This is a genomic window from Clostridium sp. LIBA-8841, assembly GCF_034439435.1.
Classification (GTDB): domain Bacteria; phylum Bacillota; class Clostridia; order Clostridiales; family Clostridiaceae; genus Sarcina.
Genome location: NZ_JAPCKJ010000001.1, coordinates 1,021,279 through 1,044,327, shown reverse-complemented (window position 1 = coordinate 1,044,327; position 23,049 = coordinate 1,021,279). Strand labels below are relative to the sequence as shown.

Genomic DNA, 23,049 nt, shown 5'->3' with positions numbered 1-23,049 from the left:
AATATTTTGAATATAGCAGTAAATCAATACTATTAAAAGTTATATTTCGGTGAAAATACAAAAAAAGTAAAATATATCATTTACAAGGATGTGTACTAATGCTATAATACACTTAAGGTTAGTGTATTAATGAAGTAATACACAGATACAAATAAATTAAATTAGTGGTTTTAGGGGTGAAAATATGATAGAAGTTACTGAAATTAGTAAAAGTTTTAGACGTAAAAAGGTTTTAGATAGTATTTCTTTTAAACTAAATAGGGGAGAAATCACAGCTTTACTAGGAATAAATGGAGTTGGAAAATCTACAACATTAAAAATTATTATGGGACTTATTAAGCAAGATAGTGGAAGTGTTTTAATTGATGGAGAAGAATTAACTTATAAAAATTTAGATAAATTATCTTTCGTTCCAGATGTGAAAAATATTTTCAAAGGAATGAAGATAATAGAAAGTTTCGAATATATGGAGTGTTTTTATGATAAATGGGATAGTAAAAAAGCTCATGAAATGCTAGAAAAATTTGAATTAAATAAGGAAGATAAGATAGATAGATTGTCAAAAGGAAATTTAGCAAAAGTAAAAATAATTTTGGGTTTTGCGCAAGGTGCAGAATATATTCTTATGGACGAGCCTTTTTCAGGAATTGACATTTTTACTAGGGAAGATATTTTAGAGTGTTTAATAAATTATATCAATGAGAACAAGGGGATTCTTATAACTACCCACGAAATTTCCGAAATAGAAGGGGTAGCAGATAGAGTAATACTTCTTAATGAAGGAGATATAAAAGAAGATTTTTATGTTGAAGATATGAAATATAGTGAAGGAGTTTCTTTAATTGATAAGATGAGAGAGGTGTTTTTAGATGAGTAAGAAAAAAAATAAATTTCTTTCCTTGCTTCAATATGAAGCTTCTAGAAATTTTAAGGTAATAGCCTTAAATGTTTTAATAACAATGGTTATAACAATAGCTCTTTATTATATAGAGAGCTTGGCTGTTGTAGGTAGTTATGAGAATAATGTTTTATTTCAAGGGGTTATTTATGATATGGCTATAAGGCCTTTAGGTATGAACCGTGGGAAAACATATATCTTCTTTTTAGAAATATTATTAATTATTATATTTTCTATATTTATTTGGGCTAGAGAATTTTATTCTGAAAATAAAACAATATATAGATCATTAAGTTTACCAATTAAAAAGTGTAATTTAATTTTAAGTAAAAGTTTAGTTGTATTACTTTTCTTCGGAATGTTTCTATTAGGACAATTTTTATCAATAATTATTAATTGGCTTATGTTAAAAATAAAGCTTGGAAGTAATTTTAATATAGAATTAAATGTTTTAACTGAAGCACTATTTAATAATATTAGTTATGGTTTTATTTCAATGGATATGGTCAATTTAACAGTTATGATTATTTTTATATTTTTAATAAGTCTAATTGGAGCCTTAGCTGTATTTTTAAAACAAAGTTTTGGAATAAAGGGGATAGTATACTGGATCATATATGTAATCATAACAATATTTATTTTTTTCTATGTTCCAGTAACAAAATTACATCTCTTTGCTATAGAATTCCTTTTATTATATACAATAGGTCTTTTAATTTATATTGGAATTACATTTATGTTAAATAATTACTTAATAAATAAAAAGATTAATGTTTAGAAAGAGGGAGAGATAGTATGAATAAGAAGTTTTCAAATATAATTTTTATTAGTGCTTTAGCTATACTTGCTATAATTTTAGGCATTAATATTATAAATGGGTTTAGAAATATAGAAGTTAAAGATATATATGGGAATAGGTCAGAATTAGGAGATGTTAGCTTTTCTGTTAAAAAGAATTTAGGGAGTTTTTTTTATAAAGATTATAATATTGGAGCAGATTCCATAAATTCTAAAATGATGTTTGTTGATGAAAGTGATCAAGGAGTGGATTTTTATAAAAACAAGGATGCTTTAAGAGGTATCTTCATTAGTAGCTCTAACTCATATGAAGGAAAGGATTATTTAGCTGTTGTAAATACAAAGTATGAAACAAATATATTAGAGCTTGTACTTAAAGATAAAAAAACTGGAGAGGTTAAAAAAACATCTATTGAAAATGATGGAGGGTCAAACATTTTAGCTGTTTATGGAGAAAAAGATAAAATAAAAATATTGATGCCTGAAAGTGATAGTAAATATTCATGCCCTTTAGTTATAAAACAATATAATTTTGAAACAAAAGTTTTTAATGAGGTTGAGAAATTTGGAAGTTATTCTGAAAAGATGGGATTAGAATATAAGGACGGAGATAATTTTTATATTGGAAAAATAATTAGGAATTATGATGAGAAAAAAAACATTGAAGAGATTACTGATTTAAATATTTATAAAGTTAATTTAAAGGATAATTCATTTAAAGATTATGATGTAAGAAAAATATTAGAAGAAAATAAAATAGATTTAAATGGGATAGCATTAGAGTCAGTAGAATGCGATGGAAAGTCAATTTGTGTGAAAATGTCAGATTCAACGGAGTTAGAAAAGACATTTAATGATGAAGAAAAAATGAAAAAATATAGGGGGATTAAATCAGAAGTTCCAAGAGTATATTCAGTAGCTACTATTAATTTAGAAAACCTTACTGTTGATTATTATAAAAATGTTATAAATGAAAATGAGATTGAAGAATATGTAGGTAGAGAAACTCAACCAATGTATTTAAAGGTACTTAATAATAAATTATATTTTTTATCAAGTGTAGAAAATAGCAGTTTATCAATTATTGGAGTTGTAGATTTATCAAATAGTAATTTAATTTATTTAGGTGAAATGAATAATGTTAGGTTAAATGGATTTAATGATAAAAATTAAGAAGAGAGGTGAAAAAATGCTTGAGGTTAAAGATATAACAAAAAAATTTAGACGAAAAGAAGTTTTAAATAATATTTCATTCCAAGCTAAAAAGGGAGAAATAACAGCTCTTCTTGGAATAAATGGAGTAGGGAAATCAACATTATTAAAAATAATTATGGGACTCGTTAAAGAAAACAGTGGAGAAATTCTTTTTGACGGAGAAAAGAGAAGTTATAAAACTTATGAAAAAATAGCCTTTGTACCAGATGTTATTAATACTTATGGTGGAATGAAAATAAAAGATGCTTTTGAATATATGAGTGTAATGTATGAAAGATGGGATATGGCTAAGGCTTATGAAATGCTAAAGGATTTTAAGCTTAATGAAGAAGATAAAATAAATCATCTTTCTAAAGGTAATATAGCTAGGGTTAAAATAATTTTAGGATTTGTAAGAAATCCAGATTATTTGTTGTTAGATGAACCTTTTTCTGGAATAGACGTATTCACAAGGGAGAAATTCATAGCATCACTTATTTCATATATGAATGAAGATATAGGTATTATATTAACTACACATGAAATAAAAGAGGTAGAAAATGTGGTTGATAAGGTTGTTTTCTTAAGCAATGGAAAAATTAAATGTGAATTTTATGTGGAAGATATTAGAGCAGAGGGCTTATCTTTAGTTGATAAAATAAGGGAGGTGCATAAAGGTGGTAAAAAGTGATTTTAAAAGGTTTTCTTATCTTTTAAATTCTCAAATAATAAGAGATTTGAAAATAACTCTAGGAATAGCTATAGGACTAATGATGTTAAATATCATTTGGTTTATCTATAATTTAAATGGGTATTTAGATGGGTTTTTAAAAAAAATAGAAAATTCTACAGAGATATTAAATGGTGGAGTTAATACATTTTCATCATTTAATATTAGTCATAATAGAATGGCTATATTTTTCACATTAATTTTATTAATATGTTTTTGTTTGTATTGTTGTTACTTATGGTTTAGAGAATTTTGGGGAGAGAATAAAAGTGCATATACTCTTTTGAATTTACCTATTTCTCAAAAATTAATTGTTTTATATAAGGTTTTAGCAGCAATGTTTTTCTATATATCTTTAGTGTTTTTTCAAATAGTAGCTGTTATTATAGAATATTTTATTTTTAATGTTAAGTTTCCAAAGGAATTTTTGAAACATGAGAGTATTAAGGAATTAATAATATATTCAAAAATAAATTTTAGATATATTATTCCAGATGATTATTTAAATATTATTTGGCTTATTGTGAGCATAGTAGCATTAATTTTAGTAGCATTTTTGTTTTCGCTTTTGACAAAGAGCTTTGGAATAAAAGGAGGAATCTTAGGAGCTATAATAGGGTGTTCTTTAATATTTATTTATTATGTATTACCGAGCATTATAAGATTATATTCTGTTGAAAGATTCTTTTGGATGATAGGAACAAGTATAGTTTATATAATTATTGGATGGTTTGGTTCAAATTATTTGTTAAAGAACAAGGTTCATGTGTAGGTGAGGTGAGTGTATGAAAAAGAGAGTACCGATAATTTGTACTATAATATTTTTATTGGGTATATTTACCTGGTCAGGTATAACTATAGAAGCTAATGAAAGTAGTATTAAGTTTTCTAATTTATATGGAGAAAGAAGTGAATTAGGAGATGTTCAGTTTAATTTAGCAAAAGACAAAGGAGTAAGAGTAGAAAATCTAACTGTTGATAGTAATGATGTGAAAAAAGAAACTTCGTTTTTTGAAAGTGGATTTAATGGAATAAATTCTAGTGTTAATGTATTAGAAGATAAAAAGTTCTTTAGAGGATTACTTGTTATACCTGAAACTTTTTATGAAGATAATGAGGTTATGGTTGATGTTACAGATCAATCTTATGGTGTTGATCCACATTTAAAAGTAAGGATTAAGGATAAAAAAACTAATACTTATGAAAATTTTCAGGTTGAAAATAAAACAAACTTAAATCAAGATTACAGAATAAATGGAATTTCTTATAAGGATGGTAAAATAAATATTCTTTTTATGAAAAATACTTCTAATGAAACTATGATTATATTTGGTGAAATTAATATAGATAGCAAAGAACTTGAAGTATCAGAACCTATGAGTTTAAATAAAGAATTAGATCTGGACAATTCGTATATATTTAATGGTAATCATTTCGAATATAGTGATAATATTTATTTTGAAGTATTTGAAGATGAAAAAAATAAAAATACTATTTTAGAAGGAGTACTAGAAATAGATTTAAATACTAAAGAAATAAATATTTATAAACCAGATGAGAAAATAAATAATGAAATTAAGGAAATCTATAAAGATGGCGATAAGGGACAATCATATATTCAAGATGAAAATATATATTTTTCTTTCTACGATAGTGACAGAAGTAGCGTATCAATATTAAACTTTAATTTTAATACTAAGAAATTTACTTTTTATAAAAATCTTATAGAAAAAGATAGATTTGAAAGATATGGTGTAAGCTTTAGTGATATAAGTAATATTCTTATAAGTGGAGATAAAGTATTTTTAAATTTAACAGATTTTAATGAGGATAATTTAATTTATTATAAGGGGTATATAAGTGTTGTTGATATAAATAGTAAAAATCCACTTTATATAGGAGAATATGAGGATGGAGTAGTAAATAGCATTAAGGTGATAGGAGGTAAGTAAAAATGTTTTTTGAAGTAAATGATAGGGAACCAATTTATCTCCAAATAATAAGACATATAAAACAATCTTTAGTTATAGGGAATTTAAAACCAGGGGAGCATATACCATCAAGAAGGGAGCTTGCAGAGATGTTAAAAGTAAATCCAAATACAGTTCAAAGGGCGTATAGAGACATGGAAACTATGGGGCTTATAGAAACCGTGAGAAATAAACCAAGTACTATAACAGAGGATGAGGGAATTTTAAAGAACATAAGAAAAGAACTAGTAGAGGATGCCTTAGATGGATTTATAGAAAGCATGAAAGCTATAAAATTAACTAAAGAAGAAGTTTTAGAGATTATTAAAGAGAGATATTAAAAATTGAAGTGAAAAACTATAAATAGGTTTTAGAACTTTGTATGTTTTTTAACCTATTTATAGTTTGTTTTATTAACTTTAATTAATCTATAAAAAGATTTGTAAATATTTATTTAAGAAAGTTTTTTTATTATTAGTAAGTGGGTGAGTTCAAGTGAAAAAGAGAGTAATTAACTTTTTATTTGTAATAAGTTTTATATTCTATATTTTATTTTTGTTATGGAATATTCTTTTTAAATATGTTTCTCCTATTGAGTTATTTAGTAGTCAGAGAGAATTTCATAGAAGTATAAACTTAATTCCTTTTAATGATATTATAAACGGATATTATAATCAGTTAGATATTGTAGGAAATATTATTTTATTTATACCTTTAGGAATTTATATAAGTATGTTTTTAAATAATTCTAAAATTTATAAGCAGATAGGAGTAATAGTACTAATATCTTTGGCTTTTGAAGTTGGTCAATATATATTTGCTATAGGTGCGAGCGATATAACTGATATAATAACCAATACAATTGGAGGAATTATTGGTGTAGGAATATATTGGATGATAAAAAGCATTTTAAAAGAGGAGGGTAGAATTAAAAGTTTTGTGTCTATCTGTAGCACATTGGTCATGATACCCGTTGCTTTTATTTTAATAATGCTTTTTGTCTATAACTAATTTTGGATTTTTACTTAAGTCTAAGGGGGATGATAATATGGGTCTATTAGTTTCGGCGTTTGTTGGAGTTTTTATATACTGTATTTTTTTAATACTATATTTAAAAAAAGAAGAAGTTGAGTTTTCAAAGGTATTTACACTTGGATTATGCATCTTTGCTTTTTATATAGTAACTGTTCTTAGTATTACAGGACCAGGACATATATTAGACATAGGAATTGAAAGAGAAAGAACAATAAGTTTGGTTCCATTTAAATTTCAAGATGGGAATTTATTTGGAATGATAACAAATATTATTTTATTTATTCCGCTAGGAGTATTTTTACCTAGTCTTTGGAATAAGTTCGAGAAATTTTTAAATACTATTTTAGTAGGATTTTCTTTTAGCTTAATAATAGAAGTGCTTCAATTATTAAATATGAGAGCCACTGATATAGATGACTTATTAATGAATACTTTAGGGGCAGCTATAGGGTATTTAATCTATATATTATTATTTAAGAAGTTAAGTTCTAGGATTAAATTAAATAATCTTTCCAATAAATTTTGGATCAAATATAATGGTGAATTAATTATTATTTTAATTTTAGCTTTAGATTTCTTTATAGCACCATTTATTGAAAATTTTTTGATTAAAACTATATTTGGAATTTAAAATTAAATGAAATTAAGTTTAAAGGTTATGTCAATAATAGACTATAGCCTTTAATTTTTTTATATGTGATAATGAATAAGAGTGGCTTTTAGAAAAATAAGATTTTTAGAATTATTATGTAATAGTAAATTGAAATTTATAAATTAATAATCAAGTATTGTTATCTTATAAATTTTAACAATGAATATGAAACATAATAGTGCTTATAAGCTAGACAGATACTAGACTAAAGTGTAAAATAAATTATTAGTCAAAGTAGCATAAGAAAGGATTGATACATAAATGGAAGGAACTTGGATTGAAGTTAGAGTAATAACTAAGAGTGAGGCATTAGAACCTATATCAGGAATATTTTACGGATTAGACTGTAAGGGTGTTGCTATAGAGGATCCAAACGATATATTAGGAAGAGAACAAGGACCTTTAACTTGGGACTTTGCAGATATAAACATATTAGAACATAAGGGAAAGGTTGCTGTTGTTAAGGGATATTTCTCAGAGGAAGACAACATAGATGAAGTTTTAGCTTATGTTAAAGATAGAGTAGCTGAGTTAAAAGAGTCAGGGTTAGATATCGGTGAAGGTACAGTTGAAGCTGAAAAAATGTTTGAAGAAGACTGGGCTAATAACTGGAAGCAATACTACAAACCAATAAAAATTGGAGAAAAAATAGTTATAAAACCAATATGGGAAGAGTATGAAGCTACTGGAGAGGAAATGGTAGTAGAATTAGACCCAGGTATGGCGTTTGGTACTGGTGACCATGAAACTACAAGAATGTGTGTTCAGGCTTTAGATAAGTATGTTAAGGCTGATACAACTGTATTTGATATTGGAACAGGTTCAGGAATACTTGCTTTAGTTGCTTCTAAACTTGGTGCAAAACATGTTGTAGGGGTTGACCTAGACCCAGTAGCTGTAGACTCAGCTAAGGAAAACATATCATTTAATGATGTTAATAACATAGAAGTATTATACGGAAATCTTTTAGATGTTGTAGATGGAAAAGCTGATATAGTTGTTGCTAACATAATAGCTGAAATAATCTGTATATTAGTAGATGATGTTAAAAAAGCATTAAATAAAGATGGTGTTTTCATAACTTCAGGTATAATCCATGAGAGAAGACAAATGGTTATAGATAAGTTAGAACAAGAAGGTTTTGAAGTTATGGAAGTTAACAAAGATGGAGAATGGAACTGTATTGTTGCTAAGTTAAAATAATTTAGTAGGGGAGTATGAAATTATGCATAAGTTTTTTACACCAGCTCATATGTTTTCAGATACTCATGCAGTGATAACTGGTGAGGATGTTAAACATATTTATAAGGTTTTAAGAGTAAAACCAGGTGAGAAGGTTGTTGTAAATAACCTTGAAAGTGAAGAGTTTTTAGGTGAGGTAGAAGAGGTCAATAAACAAGAGGTTTCTATCAAAATCTTAGAGAAGCTTGATGTGAACAATGAAAGTAATCTACATATTACTTTGTTTCAAGGAATGCCAAAGGCTGCAAAAATGGATTTAATAGTTCAAAAGTGCGTAGAACTTGGTGTTTCAGATATAATTCCAACAATAACTGACAGAGTAGATGTTAAGTTAAAAGGTGAGTTTAAAAAGTTAGATAGATTAAACAAAATAGCTTTAGAAGCTTGTAAGCAAAGTAAAAGAACTGTTATACCAACAGTATCTGAGCCAATGAGCTTTCAAGAGGTTTTAGATAAAATAGATGAACTAGACCTTATGGTTATTCCTTATGAAAATGCTACAGGATACGGAATAAGAGCTATGGTTAATTCTATAGGGGATAAAAATAGTATAAAGAATGTTGGAATAATGGTTGGACCAGAAGGCGGATTTGAAGAAAGTGAAATAGAAGCCCTAAAAGAAAAAGGAGCTCATATTGTAACTTTAGGACCAAGAATTTTAAGAACAGAAACAGCAGGATTTACTTGTGTTTCAATTATTCAGTATGAGCTTGGTGATTTAGGAGGAAAGATTTAATGAAAGTTGCATTTGCTACATTAGGATGTAGAGTTAATACATATGAATCAGAAGCTATGACTGAAAAATTTGTTAGAGAAGGATATGAAGTTGTAGATTTCAATGAAATCTCAGACGTGTATGTAGTTAATACTTGTAGTGTAACTAACATGGGAGATAAAAAATCTAGACAAATAATAGGAAGAGCTAGAAGACAAAATCCAGAAGCTATTATAGCTGTTGTTGGATGTTATGCTCAAATAGCACCTACAGAAGTTTCAGGAATCGAAGGTGTTGATGTAGTTTTAGGTTCAAGAAACAAAGGTGAAATAGTTTATTACGTAAATAAAGCTAAAGATGAAGGTAAGCAACAAGTTAAAGTTGGTGCTGTTTTAAAGAATAAAGTTTTTGAAGACTTAAAAATTGAAGAATACAACAATAAGACTAGAGCATTCTTAAAAATACAAGATGGATGTAATAGATTCTGTGCTTACTGTTTAATTCCATACACAAGAGGTTCTGTTTGTTCAAAAGACCCTAAAAAGGTATTAGAAGAAATTAGAAGCTTAGCAGATCATGGATTTAAGGAAATAATATTATCAGGAATTCATACAGCATCTTATGGTGTAGATTTAGATGAAAAGATAACATTAGTTGATTTATTAGAAGAAATAGAGAAAATAGATGGAATAGAGAGAGTTAGAATAGGTTCAATAGATCCTACATTCTTCACAGAGGATGTTGTAAGAAGAATACTAGCTCTTAAGAAATTATGCCCTCATTTCCATTTATCACTTCAAAGTGGATGTGATGCTACATTAAAGAGAATGAATAGAAGATACACTGCAAAAGAATACGAAGATATAGTAAATCTTTTAAGAGATAAAATAGAGGATGTTTCTATAACAACAGACGTAATTGTTGGGTTCCCAGGAGAAACTGATGAAGAGTTTGAACAAACTTATGAATTCTTAAAGAGAATTGCTCTTTCAAAAACTCACATATTTAAGTATAGTCCTAGAAAAGGTACTAGAGCAGAAAATATGGAGAATCAAGTTGATGGAAATAAAAAAGACGAAAGAAGTAAAAAACTTATTGAATTAAATAGAATTAATGAGAAAGCTTTTGCAGAAAAATACGTAGGAAAAGTTATTGATGTTTTGTTTGAAGAGGAAGTTGAATTAGGTAGTGGTGTTTATACTGGATATACAAGAAATTATATAAAGGTAAATGCTAAGGCTGATTGTAATGTTTCAGGTAAAATATTAAACGTAAAAATAGACTCCTTTGAAGATGAAGTAGCTCATGGAGAAATAATATTATAAAAACATAATTTTACATTCAAAATGAGGTATAATATATAAGAATAGATTCATACTTTGGGGAGGTGAGAATGTTGTCAGATTGTATTTTTTGTAAAATAGTAGCTGGAGAAATTCCAAGTAAAAAGATTTATGAAGATGATAAAGTTTTAGCTTTTCATGATATAAGTCCAGAAGCGCCAGTACATTTTTTAGTTATTCCAAAGGCGCACATAGCTAGTTTAAATGAAGTAAATGAAGAAAATGCAGAAGTATTTGCACACATATTCAAAACTATTAATAAACTAGTAAAGGAACAAGGAATCGCAGAAAATGGCTATAGAGTTGTTACTAATTGTGGAGAACAAGGTGGGCAAACAGTAGGCCATATTCATTTTCATGTTCTTGGAGGAAGAAATTTAAAGTGGCCACCGGGCTAAAAATTAGATTTAACTTCTTGACATTAAAGAAGCCTGTGTTGTATAATATAGCGTGTGTTATTTAGCCCATGGCTGTGAATTACATTAATAATTTACGCTAGCGGAGGGAGGGATAAAGAATGTCAGAAATCAGAGTAAAAGAAAACGAATCATTAGAGCAAGCATTAAGAAGATTTAAGAGACAATGCGCTAGAGCTGGAGTTCTTTCAGAAGTAAGAAAAAGAGAACACTACGAAAAGCCAAGCGTAAAGAGAAAGAAAAAATCAGAAGCTGCAAGAAAGAGAAAATTCAAATAGTTTTTGGTTTAAATTTATAGAATAATTTCTTTTGAAAGAAGGTATACAAATGCCAACTATTAAAGAAAGACTTCAAGAAGACTGGAAGCAGGCTTTAAAGGCTAAGGATAAGTTCAAAGCTGGAGTTCTAAGCACTGCTAAGTCAGCAATACTTTTGGTTGAAAAAACTGATGGTGTTAAGCTTGAGGATGAACAGGTTATAGAAATATTAGCAAGAGAAATCAAGCAAAGAAGAGAAGCTGCGCTTGAATTCGAAAAGGGAAATAGACAGGATTTAGTTGATCAAAACAATAGTGAGATTGCAATCTTGTTAGATTACCTTCCTCAGCAGTTAAGTGAAGAAGAAATAAAAGATATCATAAAAATCGCAGCTGAAGAAGTGGGTGCAAATAGCATAAAAGACATGGGAAAAGTTATGTCAAAGGTTAGACCACAAACAGTTGGTAGAGCTGATGGTAAACTTGTAAGTCAATTAGTAAAAGAATATTTAAATAAGTAAGAGAGTTCTAAGGAACTCTCTTTTATTTTGGTTAAAGAAATAAAAATTTGGAAAATCCATTTTATTATTTAAAAGGCATATGAATGGCTTAAAAGGCTATTTGTATGCCTTTTTATTTGTTTTAACTATTTTTATCTAAGAATAAAAAAAAATAAATTTTCATAGATTAGTATGAAAATATTTTGTAGGAGGTCTGAATGTGGGAGATAAATTAAGACAAGTAACTAATAAAATTGCTGAAGAGTTAGATTTACCTAAAGAGATAATTAATGGTGAGCCTAAAATAGTTGTGCATGGAAAAAGCGAAATTGTTATAGAAAATCATAAGGGTATAGAGGTTTTTAAAGACGACGAAATTAAAGTAAATAGCATTTTAGGTCTTATCAAAATTGAAGGAGTAAATATGGAAATAAGGTTTATAGGGGCTGGAACCATTGCCTTAACAGGAAAGCTTAAGAATTTAAGTTTTGAGGAGGCTTAAGATGAGATTAGATTTTTTGAAAAAAGGACAAATAAAAGTTGAAATTAAGACCTTTGATATAAATAAACTTTTAAATGTTTTATGGAAGAATGGTATAAATGTTGAAAATGTAAGAAAAATAGATGTAGTAACTGTAACTTTAAATATTGATTATTCTGACTATGGGAATTTAAAAGGTTATGTTAAAAGATTAGATGGAAAAGTTAAAATAATTTCAGCTAAGGGAATGATATTCTTCTTAGCTAGAGCTAAAAAATCCATAAGTGTATTTGTTGGAGCTTTAATATTTTTAATTGGGTTATATATTTATTCAGGATTTATATGGAGAATAGACATAGAAACTAAGAAGAATATAGCTCCTTTTGAAATTAGAACTATGCTTAATGAATTTAATATTAAACCTGGGGTCAAGAAAAGTAGTGTTAATGTATATGGATTAGAGAAGAAATTAGAGAATGGACATGGAGACATAATGTGGGTAAATGCCCGTATAGAAGGTGGAACCTTGAAAATAAAAGTTGAAGAGAAGGTCAGTCCTAAAATAAGAGAAGAAAATGAAAATAAAGAATTAAAAAATATTGTGGCCTCTATGGATGGAGAAATTAAAAAGATATATACAACTTCAGGGACAGCAGTTGTTAAAGAAGGAGATATAGTAAAAAAAGGAGATGTTCTTATAATTCCACAACAAGGAATAGAGGGTGGTGAATATGAGGTTGATGCTAAGGGAGAGGTTACAGCAAATACCTTTTATGAAAAGTCTATTGAATTACAAGTTGCCGGTAAAAAAGAAGAACGTACAGGAGAGAAAGATAGTGATATATACTTGGAAATAATGGGTAAGAAAATTTATCTAAAAAAGCCTACTAAAGAGTTTGCTAAGTATGATAAAATAGAAAGTAAAGGAAAGTTTGTGAATAGAAACATATACTATGAAAAGATTGATAATGATATAGCTGAAGATAAGGAAACCATAATAAATAATGCTGTTGAGTTAATGAGCAAATCTATAAATAAAGAAATAAGTAAGCAAGCTAAAATAGTAGATAAAATAATTACAACTGAGGATTTAGGTGAAGGCAAGATTAAGTTAAAGGTTCTTTTCGTAGTAGAACAAAATATAGCTTTAAATTATTAGATAAAAGTATGACCTAATGAGGAGAAGATGAGTAGTTATGGGGAAATTTAAGAAAAAGATAATTGATATATTTAAGGATTATAAAAAGATAATCCTATATATCGTAACATTTATAGTTTTATACTGTACTTTAATGACTGGTATAATAACTAGAAAATATGACTTGAAAGTTGGAGATATACCAAAAGCAGACATAAAAGCCCATAGAGAAATAATTGATGAATCGGCTACTGAAGCAAGAAAAAAAGAAGCAGAAGAAAAAGTTGATAAGCAGTATTCTTTAAGAACAGATGTTCAAAAACAAAGTGAAGAGAAGATAAGGGGATTTTTTGCTACTATTGATAAAATAGTTATTCAAGATAAAACAGAAGAAGAAAAGGCTAAACTTATACCAAGAGTACCCTTTAAAATAACAGATGCAGAGGCTAATATACTTGCTTCTATGAATGAACAAGAGGTTAAAAAGTTAGAAAGTACATGTGTAGAAGGTTTAAATAAAGCATATGAAACTCCTATTGAAGATGGAAATACACAGGATTTAAGTGATGCTAAAAAGGTGTATACAGATTATATAGCTTCTAGTGATCTAAGTGATTCAGCAAAGGGAGTTGCCCTAAACTTTATTAGTTTAATAGAACCAAACTTTTTTTATGATAAAGAAAAAACTGATGATCTTATAAAAGAAACTTTAAAACAAGTTCCACCAGTCATGATAAAGAAAAATCAAATAGTGGTTAATGAAGGAGAGCCTGTTACAGCTCATCAATTAGAGCTTTTAGGTACCTTAGGATTACTAAATGATTCAGGCTCAAGCCTATATATTTATTTAGCTTTAGGAGTTTTGGTAATTATAGTTATGTATCTTCAATATGGATATATAAATAAATACTATCCTGATATCAATAAAGATTTTTCAAAAATAGTTATGATAAGCATATTAAATGTATTTCCAGTTATATTGGCTAGATTATTTGGTATGATGTCAAATTATATAATACCATTAGCATGTATGCCAATGTTAATAACACTTCTATTAAATTATAAAATATCACTGGTATTTAGTATGCTAAATGTAATTCTAATAGGTGGGGCAGTAGGATTTAACCCAAACATAATAGTTCTTGCTGTTTTAAATGTTGTTTTAGGAGGAACATTATTAAGAAAAATGCAACAGAGAAATGATATCCTATATTCTTCAATAACTGTTGCTGTATTAAGTTCAATTTTAACCTTTAGTGTTGGGACTTTAACAACAAATAACTTTATGGAAATACTTGCAGATAGTACATTTGCAGCAGCTGGAGCTGTACTTTCTGGAATACTTACAATAGGTGTATTACCATTTTTTGAATCAACTTTTGATATAGTAACTAATGCTAAGTTATTAGAATTATCTAATCCTAATAATCCATTACTTAAGAAATTACTTATGGAGGCACCAGGAACATATCATCATAGTATTTTAGTTGCTAACTTAGCAGAGTTAGCAGCAGAGCAAGTAGGCGGGAATCCTCTATTGGCAAGAATTGGTGCTTACTATCATGATATTGGTAAAACGAAGAGACCATATTTCTTTAGAGAAAATCAAATAGGAAAGAAAAATCCTCATGATAGGATAAAACCAGAGGTAAGTAGCAAAATAATACTATCCCATGTTAAGGATGGTTCAGATTTAGCAAAGGAATATAATTTACCTAAAACCATACAGGATTTTATAGTTACTCATCATGGAGAAACTCTAGTTAAATATTTTTATTTAACAGTTAAGAATAATTCTGAAAACCCAGATGAAGTTAAGGAAGAGGATTTCAAATATCCTGGTCCGAAACCTATGAGTAAGGAGCAAGGGATATTAATGTTAGCGGACTCCACAGAGGCAGCTGTTAGATCGATTAATGAACCAACTGAAGAGAAAATAGAAAAAATGATCAATAATATTATTGATGATAAGTTAGCAACTGGACAATTAGATAATTGTGATCTTACTCTTAGAGACATAAGTAAAATAAAAAAATGTTTCTTAAAAGCTTTAAATGGAATACATCATGAAAGAATAGAGTATCCAGATGATAACAATAAAAAGGAGAATAAGTAATTATGATATTCATAGATGATAGACAGAATAAATTTGAAGTTACTGAAGAGCTAACGAAAAAACTAGAAGAGGTTATATCATTTGTATTAAAAGAAGAAAAAGTGAAAGAAGATTGTGAAGTTTCTTTAGTTTTTGTAGATAATGATGAAATAAGAGGAATAAACAATGAAACAAGAGGAATAGATAGAGCCACAGATGTTTTATCATTTCCAATGATTGATTATCCAGAGGATAAGGTTTATAAGGATGTTTACTTAGAACATGAGTTTGATAAATGTTATTTTGATGGAGATGAGCTTATATTAGGTGATATAGTTTTATCTCTAGAGAGAACTAAGGAACAGAGTATTGAGTTTAATCACTCATTTGAAAGAGAGGCTTGCTACTTAGTGACACATTCAGTTTTACACCTTCTAGGTTATGACCATATGGAGGAAGAAGAAAAGGCTAGAATGAGAGGAAGAGAAGAGGAGTTACTTGGTAAGTTAAATATAACAAGAGAAAGCTAAGGTATGAATTTGTTTAGGAGAATATTATGAAGGTAAGAAAACTTATTGATAGCTTTAATTATGCAATAGATGGTATAATATATGCCTTAAGAACTCAAAGAAATATGAGAATACATTTTATAGTTGCTTTAATTATATTATCAGCTTGTTTTGTTTATGATATAAGCAAAATAGAGTTTATAATATTAGCTATAACAATAACCATGGTAATAGCGGCAGAACTTATTAATACCGCTATAGAAAGTGCTATAGATTTAAGCACAAACTATTATCATCCTTTAGCTAAAATTGCTAAGAATACAGCGGCTGGAGCAGTACTTATAACTGCTATAAATGCTGTCTTAGTAGGGTATATTATATTTTGGGATGAGCTTAGCAATATAACTTTTAGAATTATGGATAGGGTCAAGGCAACAGAGCCGTATATCGTATTCATAGTCTTAACAATAGTATGTATAGTTACAATTGCTGCAAAAGCTTATTTTGGAGAAGGAACACCTTTAAAAGGTGGTATGCCATCAGGACATAGTGCAATAGCCTTTTCAATAGCTACGGCTATATCACTCATAAGTAACTCTCATATTATAATAATACTTAGTTATTTAATGGCTCTAATAACAGCCCAGAGTAGGGTCGATTCAGAGGTTCATAGTGTATGGGAAGTTATTGCAGGGGCCTTATTAGGAACGCTTATAACAATTTTAATATTTAAAATATTTAGTTGATAAATTTAGTGTCTAAAATTAGAATGGAGGATGAATTATATGAAAAATGAACTTATAAAAAAAGCTTTAGAGGCAAGAGAGCAAGCATATTGCCCATATTCAAATTTTAAGGTGGGTGCTGCTGTTTTATTTGAGAATGGTAAGATATATACAGGATGTAATATTGAAAATGCATCATTTGGAGCAACAAACTGTGCTGAGAGGACTGCAATATTCAAAGGAGTTTCTGAAGGAGCAAAGGTTATAAAGGCTGTTGCTGTAGTAGGAGATTTAAATTCATATACATATCCATGTGGTATATGTAGACAGGTAATAGTAGAATTTGCAGAAAATAAAGATATAAAGATATTCATAATTAAAAGTGAAGATGATTATATAGAGACAACATTAGATAAAATTTTACCTGGATCATTCACTAAAGAAGATCTAGAAAAATAGGAGGAAGTATGTTTAAATCAGGATTTATAACAATTGTTGGTAGACCAAACGTAGGTAAGTCAACATTAACAAACTTATTAATGGGAGAAAAACTTTCAATTGTTTCTAATAAACCACAAACAACAAGAAATAATATCCAAACAATACTAACTGGAGATGACTATCAAATGGTTTTCGTTGATACTCCAGGAATACATAAGCCTAAACATAAATTAGGTGAGTATATGGTAAATAGTGCTACAGATTCTATAAAAGATGTAGATTTAGTATTATTTTTAAGTAATCCATGTGACGAGGTTGGTAGAGGTGATAAGTTCATAATAGAGCAACTTAAAAACCAAAAAGCCCCTGTTATATTCGTATTAAATAAGGTGGATGAGAGTTCTCCAGAAAAGGTTGCTAAAACTTTAGAGTTATTCTCAAAGGAGTATGACTTTGCAGAAATGATTCCTATATCAGCCATGAAAGGTAAGAATACAGATAAGCTTCTAGAGCTTATGGTTAAATACTTACCAGAGGGTCCTAAATATTATCCAGATGATATGATAACAGATGTTCAAGAGAGATTTGTTGTGGCTGAGATAGTTAGAGAAAAAGCTCTTAAAAACTTAAGTCAAGAAGTTCCACATGGTATTGCTGTAGATGTTATACAAATGAAACAAGATACTAGTGGAAAGTATAACATAGAGGTAGATTTAATATGTGAGAAAGCATCACATAAAGGAATTATAATTGGAAAGAATGGTCAAACACTTAAGAAGATTGGTTCAACAGCTAGATTTGAATTAGAAAGATTTTTAAGAGAAAAAGTTAATATAAAAATATGGGTAAAAGTTAGAAAAGAGTGGAGAGATAATACTTCACTACTAAAGGAATTAGGATATAAAAAACTTAAATAGGAGGGATAGCTTCTGGCACTTATAGAGAGTGGTGGAGTTATCATTAAGGCTCAAGATTATAAAGAGAACGATAAATTGCTTTGGATTTTTACCGAGAAAATGGGTAAGGTAACAGCTATAGCTAAGGGTGCAAAAAAGAGTAAAAGTAGACTTTTTTCATTAACGCACCCTTTATGCTATGGCGATTATTTATTATTCAAGGGAAAAGGTTTATACAGATTGTCTGAAGGGAAGATAAGGACTTCTTTTCAGACATCTTTAACTGACCTAGAAAAGCTTACTTACGCATCTTACTTATGTGAGCTTATTGATATATCACTACAGGATGAAGAGGAAAATTTCAACTTATATAGGGAGTTCATAACATGTCTTTATTTATTAAATACAGAGGCAATAAGTTATGAACTTTTAATAAGGGCTTTTGAACTTAAATTATTAAAATACACAGGGTATGGATTAAGATTTGATAACTGCGTATTTTGTAAAAGTAAATTAAATGTTTCAAACTATATTAGTTTAAGATACTTTGGAGGAGTATGTGATAAATGTCCAAAGGAACATGGACTTTATATAAATAAAGCTACATATAATGCTCTTAGGTTCTTAAATAATACTTCTTTGGATAAGGTGTATAGATTAACATTGACAGAAGAGGTAAGAGATGAGCTTTTCAAAGTAACTAGCTTCATAATATCTTCTGTTTATTCAAGAAAACCTAAAAGTTTAGAAATGTTAAAGTTTATAAAGGAGTGATTTAGATGAGTCAAATAACATTAGAAAAAGTAGACCAAGTAATAGAAAGAACATATGCTACTTATGCAGAAGCTAAAGAAGCGTTAGAGGCTTGTGATGGTGATGTGGTAAATGCTTTAATATATATCGAGAAAAAAAGAGAAGAAGAGAGCAAAGTACAAGAAGAAAAGGTAATGGAAGAAAAAGCTGAGAGCTTTGAAGAAATAAAGAAATTCTTAAAAGATTTAATTGATAAAGGAAATGTATCAAGAGTAAGAATACTTAAGGATGATAAAGTTTTAACTGATATACCAGTTAATGCAGGTATAGCAGCAGGAGCAATTGCTGTGATATTCCCAAGCATATTAGCTGTAAGTGTTGTTGCAGCCATAGCTACAAAAATAACTATAGAAATAACTAAAGCTGATGGTAGTGTTGAGGTTGTGAATAAAATAGTTAAAAATGCGGCTAGTGATATTAAAGGAAAAGCATTTGGACTAAAGGATAAGGCTTTTAGTGTAGCAAGTGATATGAAAGAAAAAAGAGAAAATGGAAAAACAAATGAAAGTAAAATAAACAAATTTCATAAGCATCATAATAAGCTAGAAAATGAAACAAATTTTACATATACAGTAAAATTTGATGATGTTGACTAGCAAGTAGATGTAAATTAAAGGAAAATGGAATAAAAAGGAAAAAACCAAAGGAATTTAAGTGATAATTATCAGATTTGAATGATTTTTCAGAAAATTTGCTATACTAAAAAGATTTATGTTGTGTTACAATTAATATATAAAAAATCACTTTAATAAATTCCTTTTTGTTCCTAGTTTGTTTAAAGGAAGGAGCATTCAAATTGAAATTAACACCAAGGCAGGAAGAAATAGTTAGACTTGTAAAAGAGGGTCAACCCATAACTTCAGAAGCTTTAGCAGGCAAGTTAGGGGTTACAAGAGCAGCCTTAAGACCAGATCTTGCAATACTTACAATGATTGGCGTATTAGATGCGAGACCAAAGGTTGGATATATATATTCAGACAAACCCTCAAACAGTTTCATCTATGAAAAGATAAAAAATATAAAGGTTAAAGACATTATGTCTAAACCGATTACAGTATGTGAAGAAACTATGCTTCATGATGCTATAGTACATCTATTTTTGAATGATGTAGGAACTATGTTTGTAGAAAATGGAGGAGTTCTAACAGGAGCTGTTTCCAGAAAAGACTTTTTAAAGGTCGCTATAGGAGGAACAGATATATATAAGGTTCCTGTTGGTGTTATCATGACAAGAATGCCTAACATAGTATGTGCTGTAGAAGAAGACTGCGCTTTTGATGTAGCAAAAAAAATAATAGAACATGAGATAGACTCCGTACCAGTTGTAAAGAGAATTGAAGAAAATGAAGGAAAAGAGAGATTAGAGATCATAGGAAAAGTGTCTAAGACTAACATAACTAAGTTATTTGTTAAGCTTGGAGAGAATTAAAAAATATGGTTAAAAAGAAAGATCAAATGGGTAACTACCAGAGAGTATTCTCTGTTAGTATATAAAAATTCAACTATAGTATTGAACGGAGGAGTATTGAGATGGAGAAAAAGCAGTATGTTTATCTTTTTAAAGAAGGTAACGCAAGTATGAAAAATTTATTAGGTGGAAAAGGTGCTAACTTATCTGAGATGACTATTTTAGGAATACCAGTTCCACAAGGATTTACAGTAACAACTGAAGCATGTAATAAGTATTATGAAGATGGTAAAAAAATATCTCAAGGCATTATTGAGGAAATTGAAAATAAAATGGCTGAGTTAGAAGAGATAACTGGTAAAAAATTTGGTTCTCTTGAAAATCCTTTATTAGTATCAGTTAGATCAGGTGCAAGAGTTTCAATGCCAGGTATGATGGATACAATTCTAAACCTTGGATTAAATGATGAGTCAGTAGAAGCTATGGCTACTTTAACAAATAATCCAAGATTTGCTTATGATTCATATAGAAGATTTATTCAAATGTTTGCTGATGTTGTAATGGGTGTTGAAAAAAGGCTTTTTGAAGATTTATTAGATGAAGTTAAAGAAGAAAAAGGATATAAAATAGACACTGATTTAACAGCAGAAGACTTAAAAGATTTAGTAGGAAAATTTAAGGTGCTTTATAAGAAGGAAAAAGGAGAAGATTTCCCAAGTAATCCAAAAGAGCAACTTATAGAGGCTGTTACAGCTGTATTTAGATCATGGAATAACCCAAGAGCTATTGTTTATAGAAGATTAAACGATATTCCAGGGGAATGGGGTACAGCAGTTAACGTTCAAGAGATGGTATTTGGTAATAAGGGAGAAACTTCAGGAACTGGAGTTGCATTCTCAAGAAACCCAGCTAATGGGGATAATGAGTTATATGGTGAGTATTTAATGAATGCTCAAGGTGAAGATGTTGTTGCAGGTATAAGAACCCCTCAACCAATAAGTCATTTAGAAGAACAAAATCCTGAAATATATAAGCAATTTACAGATATAGTTAATACATTAGAACAGCATTATAGAGATATGCAAGATATGGAGTTCACAATAGAAGATGGAAAATTATATTTCCTTCAAACTAGAAATGGTAAGAGAACTGCTCAATCAGCTTTAAAAATAGCTGTTGATTTGGTTGAGGAAGGAATGTTAACTAAGGAAGAGGCTATATTAAAAGTTGAGCCTAAACAATTAGATACATTACTTCACCCTGCTTTTGCTGCTGATGGCTTAAAAGAGGCTACAGTGGTTGCAAAGGGCTTACCAGCATCACCAGGAGCTGCATGTGGTAAAATAGCTTTCACAGCTGAAGAGGCTAAGGAAAGAAAAGCAAATGGTGAAAAAGTAGTATTAGTAAGATTAGAAACTTCACCAGAAGATATCGAAGGTATGATAGCTGCAGAAGGTATCTTAACTGTTAGAGGAGGAATGACTTCTCATGCAGCTGTTGTTGCAAGAGGAATGGGTACTTGCTGTGTAGCTGGATGTGGAGAATTAAAAGTTAATGAAGAATCTAGAACTTTAGAAGTTGACGGTAAGGTATTAACTTCAGAAGATTACATTTCAATAGATGGTTCAACAGGAAATATCTATGCAGAGCAAGTTAAGACAGTATCTCCTGAAATTACAGGGCATTTTGCTACATTCATGGGATGGGCTGATGAAATAAGAAAATTAAAGGTTAGAACTAATGCTGATACACCAAGAGATACTAAACAAGCTGTTGAGTTTGGTGCAGAAGGTATAGGATTATGTAGAACTGAGCATATGTTCTTTGCTGAAGATAGAATCTTAGCTGTTAGAGAAATGATATTAGCTAAGAATGAAGATAGTAGAAGAGTTGCATTAGAAAAACTTCTACCAATGCAAAGAGAAGACTTTATAGGAATGTATGAAGCTTTAGAAGAAAGACCAGCTACAATCAGATTCTTAGATCCACCTCTACATGAATTCTTACCAACTGAGGAAGCTGATATAAATACATTAGCTAAGGAAATTGGTGTTAGTGTAGAGGAAATTAAGGCTGTAGTTGCTGAATTACATGAATTTAACCCAATGATGGGACATAGAGGATGTCGTTTAGCAGTATCTTATCCAGAGATAGCTGAGATGCAAACAAGAGCCGTTATAGAGGCTGCTATAGAGGTTAAAAAGAATAAAGGATATAATATAGTTCCTGAAATAATGATTCCTCTAATAGGTGATATAAAAGAATTAAAATATGTTAAGAATGTAGTTGTTGAAACTGCTAAGACAGTAATGGAAGAAAAAGGTGTTCAATTAGATTATAAGGTTGGAACAATGATTGAGATTCCAAGAGCTGCTTTAACTGCTGATAGAATAGCAGAGGAAGCTGAGTTCTTCTCATTTGGTACAAATGACTTAACTCAAATGTCATTTGGATTCTCAAGAGATGATGCCGCTAAGTTCTTAAAAGATTACTATGAAAAAGGAATATATGAGCAAGATCCATTTGCTAAACTGGACCAAACTGGTGTTGGAGAGCTTATGAAGATTGCTTGTGAAAAAGGTAAGATAACAAGACCTGATATTAAATTAGGTATATGTGGAGAACATGGTGGAGATCCTTCATCTGTTGAATTCTGCCACAACTTAGGATTAAATTATGTAAGTTGTTCACCATACAGAGTTCCATTAGCAAGACTTGCAGCTGCACAAGCACAAGTTAAAAATAAGAGATAATAAATAAAATAATATAAGAGGAGTATTCATTATGAATACTC

Annotated in this window: 26 protein-coding genes; all 26 read left to right on the top strand. The window is 29.2% G+C overall.

The genetic code is table 11. The features are described 5' to 3' along the window. Window positions 1-184 precede the first annotated feature (184 nt). The 26 genes from OIF33_RS04590 to ppdK all read left to right on the top strand — a co-directional run bounded on the left by OIF33_RS04590 (window position 185) and on the right by ppdK (window position 23,008). The gene (locus tag OIF33_RS04590; RefSeq protein WP_322503042.1) at window positions 185-877 is read left to right on the top strand and encodes an ABC transporter ATP-binding protein; all 693 of its coding nucleotides are present in this window, start codon (window positions 185-187) and stop codon (window positions 875-877) included. Next, complete coding sequence (locus OIF33_RS04585; RefSeq protein WP_322503041.1) at window positions 870-1,676, top strand: hypothetical protein; 807 nt, start codon at window positions 870-872, stop codon at window positions 1,674-1,676. The genes OIF33_RS04590 and OIF33_RS04585 overlap by 8 nt, the downstream gene beginning before the upstream one ends. A gap of 17 nt (window positions 1,677-1,693) precedes the next feature. Further along, window positions 1,694-2,869, top strand: coding sequence for a hypothetical protein (locus OIF33_RS04580; RefSeq protein WP_322503040.1), 1,176 nt, complete (start codon window positions 1,694-1,696; stop codon window positions 2,867-2,869). 16 nt (window positions 2,870-2,885) lie between these two features. Then, window positions 2,886-3,581, top strand: a complete 696-nt coding sequence (locus tag OIF33_RS04575; RefSeq protein WP_322503039.1) for an ABC transporter ATP-binding protein — start codon at window positions 2,886-2,888, stop codon at window positions 3,579-3,581. Then, window positions 3,568-4,392: a hypothetical protein gene (locus tag OIF33_RS04570; RefSeq protein WP_322503038.1), complete on the top strand. Its 825-nt coding sequence runs from the start codon at window positions 3,568-3,570 to the stop codon at window positions 4,390-4,392. The genes OIF33_RS04575 and OIF33_RS04570 overlap by 14 nt, the downstream gene beginning before the upstream one ends. A gap of 13 nt (window positions 4,393-4,405) precedes the next feature. After that, the gene (locus OIF33_RS04565; protein ID WP_322503037.1) at window positions 4,406-5,572 is read left to right on the top strand and encodes a hypothetical protein; all 1,167 of its coding nucleotides are present in this window, start codon (window positions 4,406-4,408) and stop codon (window positions 5,570-5,572) included. A gap of 2 nt (window positions 5,573-5,574) precedes the next feature. Continuing rightward, on the top strand, window positions 5,575-5,931 hold the full coding sequence (locus tag OIF33_RS04560) for a GntR family transcriptional regulator (protein ID WP_322503036.1): 357 nt from the start codon (window positions 5,575-5,577) through the stop codon (window positions 5,929-5,931). A gap of 154 nt (window positions 5,932-6,085) precedes the next feature. Next, window positions 6,086-6,601 carry a VanZ family protein gene (locus OIF33_RS04555; RefSeq protein ID WP_322503035.1) on the top strand — a complete coding sequence of 172 codons (516 nt, stop codon included), beginning with the start codon at window positions 6,086-6,088 and terminating at the stop codon, window positions 6,599-6,601. 37 nt (window positions 6,602-6,638) lie between these two features. Further along, on the top strand, window positions 6,639-7,256 hold the full coding sequence (locus tag OIF33_RS04550; protein WP_322503034.1) for a VanZ family protein: 618 nt from the start codon (window positions 6,639-6,641) through the stop codon (window positions 7,254-7,256). Window positions 7,257-7,538: 282 nt separating this feature from the next. Then, window positions 7,539-8,480: a 50S ribosomal protein L11 methyltransferase gene (gene prmA / locus OIF33_RS04545; RefSeq protein WP_322503033.1), complete on the top strand. Its 942-nt coding sequence runs from the start codon at window positions 7,539-7,541 to the stop codon at window positions 8,478-8,480. Between the two features lie 22 nt (window positions 8,481-8,502). After that, on the top strand, window positions 8,503-9,255 hold the full coding sequence (locus OIF33_RS04540; RefSeq protein ID WP_322503032.1) for a 16S rRNA (uracil(1498)-N(3))-methyltransferase: 753 nt from the start codon (window positions 8,503-8,505) through the stop codon (window positions 9,253-9,255). Then, complete coding sequence (gene mtaB, locus OIF33_RS04535) at window positions 9,255-10,559, top strand: tRNA (N(6)-L-threonylcarbamoyladenosine(37)-C(2))-methylthiotransferase MtaB (RefSeq protein ID WP_322503031.1); 1,305 nt, start codon at window positions 9,255-9,257, stop codon at window positions 10,557-10,559. The genes OIF33_RS04540 and mtaB overlap by 1 nt, the downstream gene beginning before the upstream one ends. Before the next feature lie 71 nt (window positions 10,560-10,630). Beyond that, complete coding sequence (locus OIF33_RS04530; protein ID WP_322503030.1) at window positions 10,631-10,975, top strand: histidine triad nucleotide-binding protein; 345 nt, start codon at window positions 10,631-10,633, stop codon at window positions 10,973-10,975. A 119-nt stretch (window positions 10,976-11,094) separates the two neighbouring features. Continuing rightward, window positions 11,095-11,271: a 30S ribosomal protein S21 gene (gene rpsU, locus OIF33_RS04525; RefSeq protein WP_003451446.1), complete on the top strand. Its 177-nt coding sequence runs from the start codon at window positions 11,095-11,097 to the stop codon at window positions 11,269-11,271. A gap of 49 nt (window positions 11,272-11,320) precedes the next feature. After that, window positions 11,321-11,770, top strand: a complete 450-nt coding sequence (locus OIF33_RS04520; RefSeq protein ID WP_322503029.1) for a GatB/YqeY domain-containing protein — start codon at window positions 11,321-11,323, stop codon at window positions 11,768-11,770. A gap of 199 nt (window positions 11,771-11,969) precedes the next feature. After that, window positions 11,970-12,251 (top strand): sporulation protein YqfC, encoded by a 282-nt coding sequence (yqfC, locus tag OIF33_RS04515; RefSeq protein ID WP_322503028.1) that lies wholly within the window; start codon window positions 11,970-11,972, stop codon window positions 12,249-12,251. A gap of 1 nt (window position 12,252) precedes the next feature. Continuing rightward, the gene (yqfD, locus tag OIF33_RS04510; RefSeq protein WP_322503027.1) at window positions 12,253-13,389 is read left to right on the top strand and encodes a sporulation protein YqfD; all 1,137 of its coding nucleotides are present in this window, start codon (window positions 12,253-12,255) and stop codon (window positions 13,387-13,389) included. A 37-nt stretch (window positions 13,390-13,426) separates the two neighbouring features. After that, on the top strand, window positions 13,427-15,484 hold the full coding sequence (locus OIF33_RS04505) for an HDIG domain-containing metalloprotein (protein ID WP_322503026.1): 2,058 nt from the start codon (window positions 13,427-13,429) through the stop codon (window positions 15,482-15,484). A 2-nt stretch (window positions 15,485-15,486) separates the two neighbouring features. Next, the gene (gene ybeY / locus OIF33_RS04500) at window positions 15,487-15,993 is read left to right on the top strand and encodes an rRNA maturation RNase YbeY (protein ID WP_322503025.1); all 507 of its coding nucleotides are present in this window, start codon (window positions 15,487-15,489) and stop codon (window positions 15,991-15,993) included. Between the two features lie 26 nt (window positions 15,994-16,019). Next, entirely contained in the window at window positions 16,020-16,718 is a 699-nt protein-coding gene (locus tag OIF33_RS04495) for a diacylglycerol kinase (protein ID WP_322503024.1), read from the top strand. 39 nt (window positions 16,719-16,757) lie between these two features. Continuing rightward, complete coding sequence (locus OIF33_RS04490; protein WP_322503023.1) at window positions 16,758-17,156, top strand: cytidine deaminase; 399 nt, start codon at window positions 16,758-16,760, stop codon at window positions 17,154-17,156. An 8-nt stretch (window positions 17,157-17,164) separates the two neighbouring features. Further along, complete coding sequence (era, locus tag OIF33_RS04485; protein WP_322503022.1) at window positions 17,165-18,055, top strand: GTPase Era; 891 nt, start codon at window positions 17,165-17,167, stop codon at window positions 18,053-18,055. A 21-nt stretch (window positions 18,056-18,076) separates the two neighbouring features. Then, window positions 18,077-18,808 (top strand): DNA repair protein RecO, encoded by a 732-nt coding sequence (gene recO, locus OIF33_RS04480; RefSeq protein ID WP_322503255.1) that lies wholly within the window; start codon window positions 18,077-18,079, stop codon window positions 18,806-18,808. Between the two features lie 5 nt (window positions 18,809-18,813). After that, window positions 18,814-19,443, top strand: a complete 630-nt coding sequence (locus OIF33_RS04475) for a DUF4342 domain-containing protein (RefSeq protein WP_322503021.1) — start codon at window positions 18,814-18,816, stop codon at window positions 19,441-19,443. Between the two features lie 200 nt (window positions 19,444-19,643). Continuing rightward, complete coding sequence (locus tag OIF33_RS04470; RefSeq protein WP_322503020.1) at window positions 19,644-20,276, top strand: helix-turn-helix transcriptional regulator; 633 nt, start codon at window positions 19,644-19,646, stop codon at window positions 20,274-20,276. 101 nt (window positions 20,277-20,377) lie between these two features. Continuing rightward, entirely contained in the window at window positions 20,378-23,008 is a 2,631-nt protein-coding gene (ppdK, locus tag OIF33_RS04465; protein ID WP_322503019.1) for a pyruvate, phosphate dikinase, read from the top strand. Window positions 23,009-23,049 lie beyond the last annotated feature (41 nt).